Source organism: Pseudomonas sp. RV120224-01b, from assembly GCF_003208145.1.
Classification (GTDB): Bacteria; Pseudomonadota; Gammaproteobacteria; order Pseudomonadales; family Pseudomonadaceae; genus Aquipseudomonas; species Aquipseudomonas monteilii.
In genome coordinates this window covers 105,311-119,891 of sequence record NZ_QKMQ01000009.1, presented here as the reverse complement: position 1 = coordinate 119,891, position 14,581 = coordinate 105,311, and the positions used below count along the sequence as shown (strand labels likewise).

Sequence of the window (14,581 nt, the reverse complement as noted above, 5' to 3'; positions counted from 1 at the left end):
AAGAGGCCTGTTCAGGCCATGCAGTGCCAAGGGGCTACCTGGTGCAGTTGCCCCAACCGGCTGCGGGTTCGCATCAGGTCGGCAAGCGGCCCGCCCAGGCTCTCTTCCAGCGGTCGCTTGCCAATCACCGTCACTTGACGGTCCTGGTCATACAGCACATCCACCAGGTTGACGAAGCGCTGCTGGGCTGCCAGCGAACATTCCGCCAGGTCATCCAGCCCATCAATGATCCACTCATCGTACTGCTGCGCCAGCACCAGGTAGTCGATCACCGCCGTGGCCTTTTCGCACAAGTCGTCAAACCCGAGCACCACCCGCCGGCCGTCGATGGCCAGTGCGCGTAAGGGGCGCTTGTTCACCTCCAGCATCACCGGCTGTTCGCGCGGCACGTTCAGCGCCTGGCGCTGCGCGGCATCGCCTGGCCACACATAATGGCCCTGGGTGAAACGCTGGTGCTCGCGGTTGGCCGGCAGGCTGCGAAAATCTGTATCGCCGCCTACCTCCAGCACTTCCATGGCGCTGTTGATCAGGCGGATGACGGGCAGGAAACGCTCGTGGTACAGCGGGTTGGGCAGCAAGCCTTCAGGGGCGTAGTTGGAGGTCACCAGCAGGAACACGCCACGGGCGAACAAGGCGTTGAACAACCGGGTGAGCAGCATGGCATCGCCAATGTCATGCACATGGAACTCATCGAAGCACAGCACCCGGCAATCGCCCACCAGCTCATCGAGTGTGGCGCCCAGTGCATCGTCCAATGCCCGGTGGCGGTGCATGCCCTGGTGCAGGCGGGCAAAGAAGTCATGAAAGTGCAGGCGCAGTTTGGCTTCTACCGGCACCGCCTGGAAAAAGCCATCGAGCAGCCAGCTCTTGCCGCGTCCCACCGACCCGTACAGGTAAAGGCTGCGTGGCTGCCCCTGTTCGAGCTGTGCCAGTTGTGCGGCCATGCACTGGATCACCCGTCGCTGGCCATCACTCAGCTGGTAACCCCGGCTGCGGGCTTTGTCCTCGAACCAGTCGAGCAGTTCACTGTGGTTGGCTTCGGCGCCACGCAGGCGTTGGCCAAGCTGGCGAAGTGGGGCGGGGATCCAGGCAGACAAATGCACAGCTCCTTGGGCGATGGCGGGGCAGCGTGCAGCTTGCCCGAGGGCGGCCATTTTGACCAATACAGAAAGTGGCCGGCAATGATCGCTTCATGCGATAGGTCTGGCATCAGCGCGGGGGAAAATGACTAACTCGCTGTTTTCTGGCAATTTTTTTTCATCAGGGGCTTCACAGATCAAAATTTTGTTGTTAAAGTGCCGCGCATTCCAAGACAACAACCCAGTTGTCACTCAGTTGGAATTGTCAGAGCAGCAAACGCTGCATCCGATACAGGGGCGTCGCCAAGCGGTAAGGCAGCAGGTTTTGATCCTGCCATGCGTTGGTTCGAATCCAGCCGCCCCTGCCATTTTTCAGATTCAAACGTATATCACCCGGTGCTTAGGAAAATGAGCGCTGGGTTTTGTCGTTTTTGTCGTTTTTGCGCGATGTCTGTAGAGCGGCCGTGTGCCGCTCTCAACTAATCTGCAATCCCCAGCATTTCATTCAGTACCCTGGCCAGCTCATCCGCCTGCACGGGCTTCTGGATCACCACGCTGCCCGGTAAATCCAGCCCTTGCAACTCCGCATAGCCAGTTAGAAACACCACCGGCAGGTGCGGGTAGCGGTCACGGGCCGCCAGCGCCAACTGCGCGCCGTTGAACTCGGGCATGGCGAAATCGGTAAGCAGCAGGTCGATTTCCCCATCCAGCAGTGCCAGGGCCTGTTCGCCGCTGTGCGCCTGGCGCACCTGGTAGCCGTACTGGCGCAACACGTCGCCCAGCATGTCGCGCACCAGGTGGTCATCATCCACCAGCAGTACCGTACGGTTGCGGCCACTGTCGCTGACCGACTGCCTGAGCAGCGGTACGGCCGGTTCGCTCATGGCCTGCTCCTTGACCGCCGGCAGATACACCGCCACTTGCGTGCCACGGCCAGGTACGGTGTCGATGCGCACGCCGCCCCCGGACTGTTTGGCAAAGCCGAACACCTGGGCCAGGCCAAGGCCGGAACCCTTGCCGATGTCCTTGGTGGTAAAGAACGGCTCGAACACCTTGGCCAGCACGTCTTCGCTCATGCCACAGCCGGTATCGCGGATGCTCAGCATCACATATTCCCCAGGCTCCGGGTCTTCGGGGCGCTGCGGGCGGGTATCGATGCGGGTGTTGTGAGTTGTCAGGGTCAGCTGGCCGCCATCGGGCATGGCATCGCGGGCATTGATCGCCAGGTTGAGGATGATCATTTCGGTCTGGGTAGGGTCGGTCAGGGCCTGCCACAGGGCCGGGTCCAGGTCCAGGCGTACCGAGACGTTACCGCCCAAGGTGCGGCTTAACAGTTCTTCCAGGCCGGCCAGGGTGCGATTGAGGTTCAGCGGCACGGGTTCCAGGCGCTGACGGCGGGAAAACGCCAGCAGCTGTGAGGTCAGCTTGGCGCCACGCTCGCCGGCTTCGCGGATGTGCGTGAGACGCGTGCGGGCTTTGTCCAGGTTGGCCTTGGCCAGGTCGCGCTCGAGAAAGCTGGCGCCGGTGAGGATGACCGTCAGCAGGTTGTTGAAGTCGTGGGCCACGCCTGCGGTCAGCTGGCCGACCGCTTCCAGCCGCTGCATCTGTTGCAGCGCCGCCTCGATGCGTTCGCGCTCGTTGATCTGCTCGCGCAGGCGCGTGTTGGCTTCTGCCAGGCCAAGGGCGGCTTCGCGCTCGCTGGTAATGTCGCGCGCCACTACGTACAGCAAGGTGTCTTCAGGCACCACCACCCACGACAGCCAGCGCTGCTGCCCACCGGCGTGCTGGATGCGCCCGACGAAGCGGGCACTGGTGCGGCCGTGGGCGAGGGCGGCCAGTTCGGTAAGCAACAGTTCCTGGTCGTGCTCGGGCAGCAGGTGCAGCAAGGAGGACTGGCTCAGGCGCTCGCGGGAGAAGCCCAGGCTGGCTTCCCAGGCGGGGTTGAGTGCGACTGGGGTCAGGTCTTTGTTGAGCACGGCCAGCAGGTCCTGCGACAACTCCCAGGCGCGGTCGCGTTCTCGGGTGCGGCGTTCCACCCGCTCGCCCAGCATCTCGTTGAGCTGGCGCAGCGCCTGGGTGGCCAGGCGCTGGGTGTGGATGTCCTGCAGTACGCCGGAAAAACGCACGCACTGGTCGTTGACGAACTGGCACTGGCCGCTGCTAAGCAACCAGCGTGGCTCCAGCCCGTTGGGTTGGGCAATACGGAACTCGACCCGGTAGTGGCCGCCGCTTTCCGGGCGCATGGCGTGCTCCACCGCCTCGCGCACCAGTGGCAGGTCGTCGGGGTAGATGCCGGCGTAGAACACGTCAAGGCTCATTTCGGTGCTGGTGGGCAGGCCGAACAACGTCTTGCAGCGGTCGTCCCACAGCAGCAGGCCTTCTTGCGGGCGCAGGTCCCAGGTGCCCATGCCGGCGGCGTCGATGGCGATGCGGGCACGGGCTTCGACATCTGCCAGTGCCTCTTCGGCGCGGCGCCGGCGCTGGCGTTCCTGCACCTCGGTCAGGGCCCGGCGCACGGCCTTGGGCAGCAGTGGCAGGTTTTTTTTCAGCACATAGTCGGTGGCGCCGAGGCGGATCATTTCCACCGCGTGCTCTTCGCCATAAATGCCGGACAGGAAAATGAACGGTATGTCTGGCGCCAGGCGCTGGGCGATGGCCAGCACCTCGGTGCCGGACGAGCCTGGCAGCACGCAGTCGCACAGGATCAGGTCATAGTGGGCCTCACGCAGGGCATGTTCGACGCCCGCATGGTCGAACACCAGCCGGTGCTGCACATTCAGCCCGCTGCGCTCCAGGCGCATCAGGGTCAGCTCGGCGTCCATCGCGCTGTCTTCGACCATCAGTATTTTCAACGGCGTTTGCTGCATCGTTGCGGCGGCCTCAGTTGCTACCGCGACGGTTCAGCCGCAGTGAGCCGGGTGGCGGTTCGTTGAGCACTGCCCAGAATACCCCGAGGTCGGAGATGGCGGCGACGAATTCCTTGAACTCCACCGGTTTGACCACATACGCGTTCACCCCCAACTCGTAGGCGCGCAGCAGGTCGGGCTCCTCCCGTGAGGAGGTCAGCATGACGGTGGGGATGCTGCGCAGTTCGGGTGTGGCACGGACTGCCTTGAGCACTTCCAGGCCATCGACCTTGGGCAGTTTCAGGTCCAGTAGCAGCACGGCAGGGTTGCCGTCGTCGCGATCGGCATAGGCATTGCGGCGCAGCAGGTAGTCCAGGGCATCGGCGCCGTCGCGCAGCACGATGACTTCGTTGGCCAACTGGCTGCGCTCCAGGGCCAGCAGCGTCAGCTCCAGGTCCCTTGGGTTGTCTTCGACCAGCAGGATGGGTTTAAGCATGGTGATAGTGGTGCCTCAGGTGGATTCGGGGTGGTGCGGCAGGGTGAAGTGGAAGCTGGCACCCTGGTCGATCTGGCCAGTGGCCCAGACCCGGCCGTCATGGCGCTCGATGATACGGCGCACGCTGGCCAGGCCAATCCCGGTGCCTTCGAAGTCCTCCATGCGGTGCAGGCGCTGGAACACACCGAACAGCTTGTTGGCGTAGGCCATGTCGAAGCCTACGCCATTGTCGACGATGCAGATTTCGGTTTCGTCAGGGTGCTGTACCGCGCGGATGCCTATGTGCGCGGGGTTACGGCCACGCGTGTACTTGATGGCATTGGCGATCAGGTTGTGCAAGGCCATGTTGATGAATGCCGGGTCGCCGATCACCTTGGGCAGTGCAGCGATGTCCCAAACGATTGCGCGGCCTTCGTAATCCGGTGCCAGCTCGCTGCGAATCGCATCGACCAGCGTGTTGAGGTCGACGTCGGACAGGCGCAAGGCCGAGCGGCCCATTTGCGAGAAGTTGAGCAGGTTGTCCACCAGGCTGCCGGCGAAGTGCGCCGCTTCTCCGATATGCTGAAGGTAGCGCTTGCCGCGTTCGCTCAGGCCCTGGCCTTCGATTTCGCCGAGGAGCTCGGTGTAGCCGGCGATGTGCCGCAAGGGGGCGCGCAAGTCGTGGGACACGCTGTATGAAAATGCTTCAAGCTCCTTGTTCGAACGGCGCAACTCGCCTGCCAGTTGCGCCAGCTCTTCGGCCTTGCGCAACACAATGCCCAGCACGGCGCTGCGCAACTCCATCACGCCCTCGATCACCAGCGGGTCCCAGGGCTCGCAGTAGCCGCGCAGTTCTTCCTGCCAGCGCTCAAAACTGTGTCGCGGGTCGAGGTTGCCCTGCGGCCCGGCCTGCTTGGTCGGCTGGCCCGCCCAGCTCACCGTGCGCACCTGCTCGGGGCGGAACCACAGCAGGTAGTGCGAGTGGATCTGCGAGATGGCCACCGCCAGCACACCGCCTGCATGGGCGGCCAGTTCGGGCAGGTCGGTGATGTCACGGCGCAGGTTGTCGCTGTGGAACACCGTGTCTGCACCGCGTTGGCCGAGCCAGTGCACCAGCGCGGTCACCTGGGCTTCGGGCGGGGTCTTGCCGATCAGGTCGCAGCGTTCGGCCGAGATTACGGCGGCACCCTGGGCACCGGCAAAGGCCAGCAGCACATGGGGCAGGTCGCGCAGGCCATCGCTGACGCTGTCATGGTCGGCCATGGACGAGATCATGCGCACGATGTGTTGGCGCAGCGCCAGCAGCTTGCGTGTGCTGGCATGCGCCTCGCGGGACTCGATCTGCAGCGACAGCACGCTGGCCAGCAGCTCGCTGGCCGTGCGGGTACGCAGGTCCACCGCACGCGGCTGCTGATGGTGGCAGGACACCAGCCCCCACAGCTCACCGTCGACCACGATCGACAACGACATCGAGGCCAGCGTGCCCATGTTGCGCATGTATTGCAGGTGCACCGGTGACACGCTGCGCAGCGCGGCGAAGCTCATGTCCAGTGCCTTGCCGGTACGCGGGTTGGTGGCCGGCAGCAGGGGCGAGGGTTGGTAGTTGGCGTCTTCGATCACGCGGATGCGGTTCACCCGGTACAGCTCGCGCGCCTGGCGCGGGATGTCTGCAGCCGGGAAGCATAGGCCCAGGTAACGGGGGTAGCCCGGGTCGGCCACCTCGGCCAGCACCTGGCCGTTGCCATCGGCATCGAAACGGTACGCCTTGACCCGGCCAAAACCGGTGATGCGCTTGAGCTGCAGCACCGTTTGCTGCAGCAGGTCTTCAAGGCTGCTGGCCAGCTGAAGGCTGCCAACGAAGCTGCGCACCAGCGGGTAGTAGTCGCCTTGCCCGGCCAGGTCCGGTGGCAGGCGTGGGGGTTCGAGTTCGGCGACCAATACTTCGTCATGACAGTGCACCAGCAAGTGCAATGGGGTGCTGAACGGCGCGCCCTGGCGCAAACGCACGTCGCCAATGTGGAAAGGGAAAATTTCATCGTCGGGTAAACGCGCGAGCTGCGCGCGCACGTCAAAACCGTCGCTGACCAGGTGGGTGAAGTGGCAACCGATCAGCTCCCGGGCCGGCAAGCCCAGCCAGTGCTCGACATTTTCACTGGCCTGCAGCACGCACAGGTCGGTGGCATCCAGCACCAGCAAGAAACCGTGGGGCTGGATGCTGCTCGGCAGGTGGATCGGTTCCCGGGCACAGCGTTCCATGGCTTCTGCCAGCGTGTTGTCTGCAGTCATCAATGAAAACGCTCCTGTCTTGTCCGTCCATGTATGGCACAGGATGAGGTTGTTTCACCCTATCAGAATATAGGCAGTTTTACCGGCCTCTGGCCATTGGAGGCACTGGGTAGCGAGGGGTTCTACGCGGGCTTGGTTTTTTTTGACGGGGCGGTATCGCTTTATCGCTAATACAAAAAAATGGCTTGATGCCACCACGGTTGCGCTGCCTCGCTGCTACGCTCAGATCAGGCAGTTTCAATAAGGATAATAAGGTGACGGAGCGCTTGGTGGCCGCGCTGTTGGGCCTGTTGTTCAGTGGCAGTACCGTGGCTGCGGACTTTCTCGTGGAAGTGCGGGTGCTGGTGCAGCGCGGCTGCATGCTGGTGACCCAGGCACGCGATGCGGGAGCTCAGGCGCTAGGGCGGATCGACCTGGGTGCGACGGCGCGCCTGGACGGCCCTGGCGCGCCTTTGAGCGGGGTTCTGCTGAGCCAGCGCCCGCCGCGCCTGGAGTGCAACCCGGGCACCCCTTATCAAGTGCGCGTCGACGGCGGCCAGCATGGCGGCGTTGGCGAGCTGCGTTACCTGGCCAGCGACGACCGCACCGCACGGCCCATTCCTTACCGCTTGTACCGCGATGCTGCCTGGCGCGACCCCTTGGAGGTTGGCGTGGCCCAGTCGGCGCGGGTGCCAAGCAGTGGCTCGGTCGAGCTGCCGCTGTATGCGCGTGTCGACAAACTGGCCTGGGTGCCGAATGCAGGGCTGTACGCCGACCTGCTCAAAGTCACGGTCACCTGGTAGGGATATCACCATGCACAAGGACGCGATGCCATGAAGCGCACTTCGATCCTGTTGCTCACCCTGGGGCCACTGCTGGTGCCCGGTGGCACGGTGCATGGCAGCACCACCGGCTTCATCCAGGCGCGCCTGGTCATCAGCGCCGCCTGCCAGATCAGCAGCAACGAAACGCAGCCGGCCGTGCTGGGCAACCCGGGTGTACTGGACTTTGGCGAGCGCGGCCCGAACTGGGACCAGCCGCTGCGTAGCCGGGTAGACGAAGCGGGCGGCGAGGGCAGCCTGCAGATCAGCTGCACGCCCGAGGTACGGGCTTTCAACGTGCGGATCAATGGTGGCCTGAATGGCGATGATGGTATTCGCCGCCTGAGCAACGGCCGTGAACTGATCCCTTATCAACTGGCGGTCGACCCGGGCGGCAATAGCCGCTACGTCATCGGCCAGGCACGCGCCTTCACCATCAACAGCGCCCGGCAGATCCCGATTCCCATCTACGGTGTGGTAGTGGCGCAACCCCGCGCGCTGCCGGCCGGGCTGTACCGCGACACCCTCAGAGTGACCCTGGACTGGTAACTACGCAAGGAGACTCCGATGCGAACGAACCTTTCATGCTGCATGTTTGCAGGCCTCGGCCTGGCGCTGGCCTCTCCGGCACAGGCCGCCACGGTGACCGGGAGCATTACCTCGACGTTGACCCTGACTGCCGCGTGCCAGGTCAATGGCGGTACGGCGACATCAGGGCTGAATTTCGGCGCGCTGAACTTCGGCACCGTGGATGCCCTGTTCACCAGCGCCAATGCTCAGGTACAGAGGAATGGTGGCGGTGCCATGAGCATTCTGTGCTCGGCGGGTGCGATCCCTGTGATCAAGGTGCGCGCCGGCCTGCATGATGGCCAGTCGAGCGGGGGGACGCGGGCGCTTGCCGATGGCGCTGGCAATTTTGTGCCCTACGACCTCTATACCGACTCCGGCGCTTCGAACTTGCTGGCGATCGACGGCACCATCACGTTGCCAACCAGCACTGGCGCGGCCCAGACGGTCAATCTTTACGGCAGGGCGGTGGGCAAGGCCGGTTTGCCACCCGGGACCTACACCGACACGATTTCGGTTGAGCTGTCGTTCTGAGCCATGCGCCGCTGGTTGACATGGAGCCTGACCGGTACCGGCCTGTTGCTGGCCACCCCGCTGAGTGCGGTGACCACCAGCACCTTCACGGTGACGGCTCAAATCGTTGCCGGCTGCCTGGTGATGGGCGGCGTCACCAACTACGGGACGCTGGACTATGGCACGCAGTCAGCGTTGTCCACCAGCACACTCAGCACTTCGCTGGGCGGCAGTACGGTGACGTTCCAGTGCACGCCAGGCGTGGCCATGAGCATGAGCCTTGACGGGGGGCAGAACAGTGCCAGCGGCACACGCAACCTCAAGCGTACAAGCGGGACACAAGTGCTGGCCTACCAGTTGTACCGGGACGCGGCCTTCAGCCAGAGCCTGGGGATTGGCCAGAACGTGGCCGTGAGCTATTCCGACCCGACGGCGATCAAGCTGCCGGTGTACGGGCGGGTCCAGCTGACCGGCACCCTGCCGGCAGGGATCTACACCGATGTGGTGCAAGTGACGGTGACCTGGTAGACGCCAGCGCCAGCAACGACAAGTGTCTAAGGAGAGCTGCATGCGGGAAGGCGCGAAGTGGGCGCATGGATTGATCGGGTTGTTGTGGCTGGCAAGCTTGCCGGCAGGGGCGGCGACGTCGGTGCTGATCTGGCCGATCGACCCGGTGCTGGAGGCCGACCAGAAGGCCGGTGCCCTGTGGCTGGAAAACCGTGGCACTGCGCCGGCCAACTTGCAGGTGCGCGTGTTCGCGTGGCGCCAGGGTGATTACCAGGAGCAGTTTCAGGCGCAGCGCGAAATCATTGGCAGCCCACCGGTGGCCAACATTGCGCCGGGGCAAAAGCAGCTGATCCGCCTGACCCGCACCGGCCCCTCGCCAGCCGGCCAGGAGCAGGCCTACCGCATCATCATCGACGAAATCCCGCCCGCCCTTCCTGTCGAAAAGGCCGAGCCCGGCGCAACAGCGGCCATCCGCCTGCAGATGCGTTACTCGGTGCCTTTGTTCGTCTACGGCGAGGGGCTGTGGGGCAAGGCCGACCCCGAGGGCAAGCGTAATGTCGAGGGTGTGGGCAAGCCGCAGCTCAGCTGGCGCCCGGTGACCGTGCAGGGCAAACCCTACGTTGAGCTGCGCAACACAGGCCCGGTGCACGCGCGCCTGACCGATGTGGTGGTGCAGCAAGGCAGCCAGAGCAAACCGCTGGCCGAGGGCTTGCTGGGCTATGTGCTGCCGGGTGCCAGCATGCGTTGGCCGGCACCCGTGGCGCCTGGCAGCACCAGCGTGCTCAAGGGCCGGGTCAACGGCCAAGGCTCGGCGGACGCCATCCGCCAAGGCCAATGAGCCAGCAACTGAATGCAGTGCAGGGGCCAGGGAGGACCCGGCAATGGTTGGAAACCGTGTGTGAAGTGGCTGACGGCGATGACGCGCCGCTGGTGCCTGGGGCTGGCCATGGTCAGCCCTGGGCTGGCGCTGGCCGACGACCTGCCCCCGCCACCCACGGAGATGTCCGCCATCGCCGATGCCACGCTGTACCTCGACCTGCTGGTGAACCAGATGCCCAGGGCTGAACTGGTGCCGGTGCAGCAGCGGGCCGGGCAGTTGTACCTGGACAGCGAGGTATTGCGCGCGGCGGGCATCTCGCTGCCGGGCAACCCTCAGGGCGAAGTGGCCCTGGAGCGCATCGTGGGGCTGCATACCGACTACGACAGCCAGAATCAACGCCTGCTGCTGCAGGTGCCGCCAGCCTGGCTGCCAGACCAGCAGCTGGGCGACCGCAACCTGTACCCGGCCAGCGATGCCCGCAGCAGTTTCGGCGCCTTGTTCAACTATGACCTGTACCTGAATGACACCGACGACGGCGGCACCTACCTGGCCGCCTGGAACGAGCTGCGCCTGTTCGACAGCTGGGGCACCTTTTCCAGCACCGGGCAGTGGCGTCAGTCGTTCAATGGCGTACAGGCGGACGCCACGCGGCAAGGCTTCATGCGTTACGACACCACCTGGCGCTTCACCGATGAGCAGCGCCTGCTGACGTATGAGGCGGGTGATTTCGTGACCGACGCCTTGCCCTGGAGCAGTTCGGTACGCGTGGGCGGCTTGCAGTTGTCACGTGACTTTGGTGCGCGCCCCGACCTGGTCACTTACCCGTTGCCGGCGTTCGCAGGGGAGGCGGCGGTCCCAACGTCGCTGGACCTGTTCATCAACGGCTACAAGTCCAGCACTACCGAGCTACAGCCAGGCCCCTATACCTTGACCAACGTGCCCTTCATCAATGGCGCGGGGGAGGCGGTGGTCGTCACTACCGATGCGCTGGGCCGGCAGGTGTCGACCACCTTGCCGTTCTACGTGACCAGTAGCCTGCTGCAGAAAGGCCTGTCGGATTATTCGGTGGCTGCGGGCAGTTTGCGACGTGATTACGCCGTACGCGATTTTGCCTACGGCCCAGGCGTTGCTTCGGCCAGCCTGCGTTACGGCGTCAGTGACAGCTTCACCCTGGAAACCCACGCCGAAACCGCTGAGTCGCTGGCATTGGCAGGCCTGGGCGGCAACATGCGGCTGGGCAACTTCGGTGTGCTTAACGCCGCGTTGGCGCAAAGCCGGTTTGACGGTGACAAGGGTCACCAGGTCGCTTTGGGGTATCAGTACAACAGCCAGCGCATCGGCTTCAGCTACCAGCGCCTGCAACGCCATGGTGACTATGCCGACCTGACCCGGGTCGATGCCCCGGACACGCAACTGAGCAAAAGCAGCGAGCAGGTCACCCTCAGCCTCAACCTGAACGAGTACGGCAGCGTCGGCGCCGGTTACTTCGATGTGCGCGCCGGTGATGGCACGCGTACCCGGCTGATCAACCTCAGTTACAGCAGGCCGCTGTGGGGCAACAGCAGCGTGTACCTGTCGGCCAACCGCGAGGTGGGCGACAGCCAGTGGGCGGTGCAGGCGCAGTTGGTAATCCCGTTCGACCTGCATGGCACCCTGGCGCTGGGCATGGAGCGCAGCAAGGAAGGCGAGCGCCTGCAACGGGTCAACTACAGCCGTGCGGTGCCGGTCGGTGGCGGTGTTGGCTACAACCTGGGATATGCCGCTGGCAGTGACCGCGATGCCTATCGCCAGGCCGACGTCACCTGGCGCCTGCAGTCGGTGCAGTTGCAGGCCGGTGTGTATGGCAGCAGCGGCGAAATGACCCGTTGGGCCGATGCCAGTGGCTCGCTGGTGTGGATGGACGCCGGGCTGTTTGCCGCCAACCGCATTGATGACGCCTTTGTGGTGGTCAGCACGGCGGGGTATGCCGATGTACCGGTACGCTACGAAAACCAGGAAGTCGGCCGCACCGATGCCAAGGGGCACCTGCTGGTGCCGTACAGCAGCGGTTACTACCGGGGCAAATACGAGATCGACCCCATGAACCTGCCGCCGGATGTCCTCGCATCGGATGTGGAACAGCGCGTGGCGGTACGCCGGGGCAGCGGCTACTTGCTGGAGTTCCCGCTCAAGCGCGTGATGGCGGCCAGTGTCGAACTGGTGGACGCAAACCAGCAGGTACTCAAATTGGGCAGCCGCGTTACCCACGAGCAAAGTGGCGGCCAGGCGGTGGTGGGCTGGGACGGCCTGGTCTATCTGGAGAACCTGTCGCCGCACAACCGCTTGCAGGTCGAAATTGAAGGCGGTGGGCATTGCCAGGTGGAATTCGACCTGCCTGAAGCGCAAGGCTCGGTTCCCTTGATCGGCCCGTTGGTGTGCCGATGAACGCCTGGTTGCGTGGTGTGTGGGCGAGCGTGCTGTTGATGCAGGCTGGCTCGGCCTGGGCCCTGTGCTCGTCGGTGGCGACGTCACCGGCAGCGTTTGGCAGCCTCAATTCGACGCAGGTTCGTTCCACGGTACAAACCTCTTCGTCGACGAACTCGGGGTTGCGGTGTTCAGGCTCATTGCTCAGCCTGCTGAGCACCGGTGACCACTTCTACGCCACGATCACCCCGGCTTCGGGAGGGCTGGTAGGCCCGACCGGCGACGTCATCGCCTACACGCTGTATGCCGATAACAGCACCAACTACCCGATCACACGGAATGTGGCCTACGACTTTGCCCGCAACGGTATCCTCGATGTGTTGGGGCTACTCGGCAGTATCACGCCCAAGACCGTACCGATCTACCTGCGCACCCAAATCGGCAGCAACGTCGCGGCAGGGTTGTATCAAGAGAACCTGACCGTGGCCTGGAGCTGGGACTACTGCTCGGGGATTGGTGTGCTAGGGGGCTGCCTCGGGCGGGACATCGGTTCAGGCGTACAGACCTTGAACGTGAGCCTGACGGTGACCAACGACTGCCAGATCACCACCCCTGACATCAGCTTCAGCAGTGCCCCGGTGGTGGCAGGTTTCGGTACGGTAAGCCAGAGCGTGAGCGTGTCGTGCACCAAGGGCAGTAACTACACCGTGGGGCTGGATGACGGGCAGAACGTGTCCGGTGGGCGGCGGCGAATGAAGTCATCGGCCAACAACTACCTGGCCTACGACATTTTCAAGAGTGCCAGCACGGTGCGCTGGGGTGCTTCGGGGGCGGCACGACGTGCCAGTACCGATGCAGACGTAAACCCCGGGGCGGGTACCGGTATTGGCAACCAGCTGTTCAACTATAACGCCAAGGTCTACACGGACCAGGCTACGCCGCCAGCGGCGACCTATTCCGACAGTGTGATACTGGATGTGCAGTTCTGAGCCCAGACCTCTGTCGGGCTTACCGGCCTCATCGCCGGCAAGCCAGCTCCCACAGTACTGCACATGGCTCAGGTATAGCGCGGTCGAGGTGGGAGCCGGCTTGCCGGCGATGAGGCCATGATGGTCAGCGCAAATCGTCAACCATTTTCGCCAATGTCTCCAGCACCGCCCCGGCCAGTGCCTTCGACCGCGCCCCCGACCACCCGGTAACCGCATCGGGCGCGTCGTCATGGTCCTTGAACGGCATCTCCAGGGTCAGTGACAGGCAGTCATGCGCCATGCCCACCGCGTTGCAGGCCAGCGTGGTATTGGCCTGGCCCGGCTCGTCACGGGTGTAGCCATGCACGGTCTGGAAGTCCCGGGTCAGGCTGCACAAGGTGCTGCGGAACTGCTCCTCCAGCGTTGCCAGGCGTGGCGTGTAGCCCGGGTTGCCCTCGCAGGCGGCGGTGAATACGTGGGGGATCTCTTCATCGCCGTGTACATCGACAAAGGCGTCCACCCCGTACTGCTTCATCTGCGCCTGGGCAAAGAACACCTCCGGGGTCAGCTCGACGCTGGCGTCCTGCCAGGCGCGGTTGAGGTCCTTGCCCTTGAAGTTGGTGCGCAGGTGGCCGAGGAAGGCGCCGTCCGGGTTCATGTTGGGGATCAGGTACAGGTCGGCCTTGGCCAGCAACTGCTGGATCACTGCATCGTTGGCCTGCAGGCGATCGATTACCCCTTCCATGAACCATTCGGCCATGTGCTCGCCCGGGTGCTGCTGGGCAATCAGCCACAGCTTGCGCTTGCCGGTGGCGCCATCGCCGGCGCGCAGCAGCGGAATGTCGCGGCCCTGTACGCTTCGGCCGCTGGCCAGCAACTCGACCCCTGGCAACTGGCGAGCACGTTCGATCAGCTGGTTGTGACGGGCGCGCGGGTAGGGCTCGAAGTAGGCAAACCAGATCTGCTCCTGCTCTGCTTTCACTTCGAACGACAGCGCCGTGCCGTCGAACTGGCTGGGTACGCGGAACCAGGTGTTCTGGTCGTAGCTGGCCACTGCGTTGTAGCCGCTCCAGGCATTTTTGTACGAGGAGCCCGATGCGTTGTCGAGGCTGAAGCGATGGACCTGGCCCGGGGTCAGCCCACTGACCTTGAAGTGGAACCACTGGTAGTGGCCGCTGTGGGTGTCGGGGCGGATGGCCAGGTGCACCTGGGCCGGGTTGCTGGCGTCCAGCACCTGAATGTTGCCGGAATCGAAAGCGCAGTCGATCTGCACGGGGGACAGCGTCACGGTCATGGGCCGGGCTCCTTATCGGGCGT

The 14,581-nt window shown here is 64.2% G+C and carries 12 protein-coding genes and 1 tRNA gene; 8 read left to right on the top strand and 5 right to left on the bottom strand.

All coding sequences use genetic code 11. From position 1 onward, the window contains the following. Positions 1-11: 11 nt before the first annotated feature. Positions 12-1,097 carry a cell division protein ZapE gene (gene zapE / locus N436_RS15755; RefSeq protein WP_110741512.1) on the bottom strand — a complete coding sequence of 362 codons (1,086 nt, stop codon included), beginning with the start codon at positions 1,095-1,097 and terminating at the stop codon, positions 12-14. A gap of 275 nt (positions 1,098-1,372) precedes the next feature. Here zapE and N436_RS15750 point away from each other — a divergent pair. After that, a tRNA-Gln gene (locus tag N436_RS15750) sits at positions 1,373-1,447 on the top strand. Between the two features lie 111 nt (positions 1,448-1,558). On the opposite strand, the gene N436_RS15745 is transcribed toward N436_RS15750, so the two are convergent. Genes N436_RS15745 through N436_RS15735 form a run of 3 tightly spaced genes read right to left on the bottom strand, consistent with a single transcriptional unit; the run spans position 1,559 to position 6,686 of the window. Beyond that, positions 1,559-3,946 carry a response regulator gene (locus N436_RS15745; RefSeq protein WP_110741511.1) on the bottom strand — a complete coding sequence of 796 codons (2,388 nt, stop codon included), beginning with the start codon at positions 3,944-3,946 and terminating at the stop codon, positions 1,559-1,561. Positions 3,947-3,959: 13 nt separating this feature from the next. Beyond that, positions 3,960-4,421, bottom strand: a complete 462-nt coding sequence (locus N436_RS15740; RefSeq protein ID WP_104835155.1) for a response regulator — start codon at positions 4,419-4,421, stop codon at positions 3,960-3,962. A gap of 15 nt (positions 4,422-4,436) precedes the next feature. Further along, a complete protein-coding gene (locus N436_RS15735) occupies positions 4,437-6,686 on the bottom strand; it encodes an ATP-binding protein (RefSeq protein ID WP_105947950.1) in 2,250 nt (749 codons plus the stop codon). Positions 6,687-6,940: 254 nt separating this feature from the next. On the opposite strand from N436_RS15735, the gene N436_RS15730 reads away from it, so the two are divergent. The 7 genes from N436_RS15730 (at position 6,941) to N436_RS15700 (ending at position 13,285) form a co-directional block, all read left to right on the top strand. Further along, complete coding sequence (locus tag N436_RS15730; protein ID WP_016714725.1) at positions 6,941-7,468, top strand: spore coat U domain-containing protein; 528 nt, start codon at positions 6,941-6,943, stop codon at positions 7,466-7,468. A gap of 30 nt (positions 7,469-7,498) precedes the next feature. Next, on the top strand, positions 7,499-8,035 hold the full coding sequence (locus tag N436_RS15725; RefSeq protein WP_105947951.1) for a spore coat U domain-containing protein: 537 nt from the start codon (positions 7,499-7,501) through the stop codon (positions 8,033-8,035). A gap of 18 nt (positions 8,036-8,053) precedes the next feature. Further along, positions 8,054-8,587: a spore coat U domain-containing protein gene (locus N436_RS15720; protein WP_110741510.1), complete on the top strand. Its 534-nt coding sequence runs from the start codon at positions 8,054-8,056 to the stop codon at positions 8,585-8,587. A 3-nt stretch (positions 8,588-8,590) separates the two neighbouring features. Next, complete coding sequence (locus tag N436_RS15715; protein WP_110741509.1) at positions 8,591-9,094, top strand: spore coat U domain-containing protein; 504 nt, start codon at positions 8,591-8,593, stop codon at positions 9,092-9,094. 40 nt (positions 9,095-9,134) lie between these two features. Further along, complete coding sequence (locus N436_RS15710) at positions 9,135-9,911, top strand: molecular chaperone (protein WP_110741508.1); 777 nt, start codon at positions 9,135-9,137, stop codon at positions 9,909-9,911. A 108-nt stretch (positions 9,912-10,019) separates the two neighbouring features. Beyond that, positions 10,020-12,317, top strand: coding sequence for a fimbria/pilus outer membrane usher protein (locus N436_RS15705; protein ID WP_105948029.1), 2,298 nt, complete (start codon positions 10,020-10,022; stop codon positions 12,315-12,317). After that, a complete protein-coding gene (locus N436_RS15700) occupies positions 12,314-13,285 on the top strand; it encodes a spore coat U domain-containing protein (protein WP_105947955.1) in 972 nt (323 codons plus the stop codon). Before N436_RS15705 ends, N436_RS15700 begins: the two co-directional genes overlap by 4 nt. A 124-nt stretch (positions 13,286-13,409) precedes the next feature. Here N436_RS15700 and N436_RS15695 read toward each other — a convergent pair whose 3' ends face one another. Then, a complete protein-coding gene (locus tag N436_RS15695; RefSeq protein ID WP_110741507.1) occupies positions 13,410-14,558 on the bottom strand; it encodes a M14-type cytosolic carboxypeptidase in 1,149 nt (382 codons plus the stop codon). Positions 14,559-14,581 lie beyond the last annotated feature (23 nt).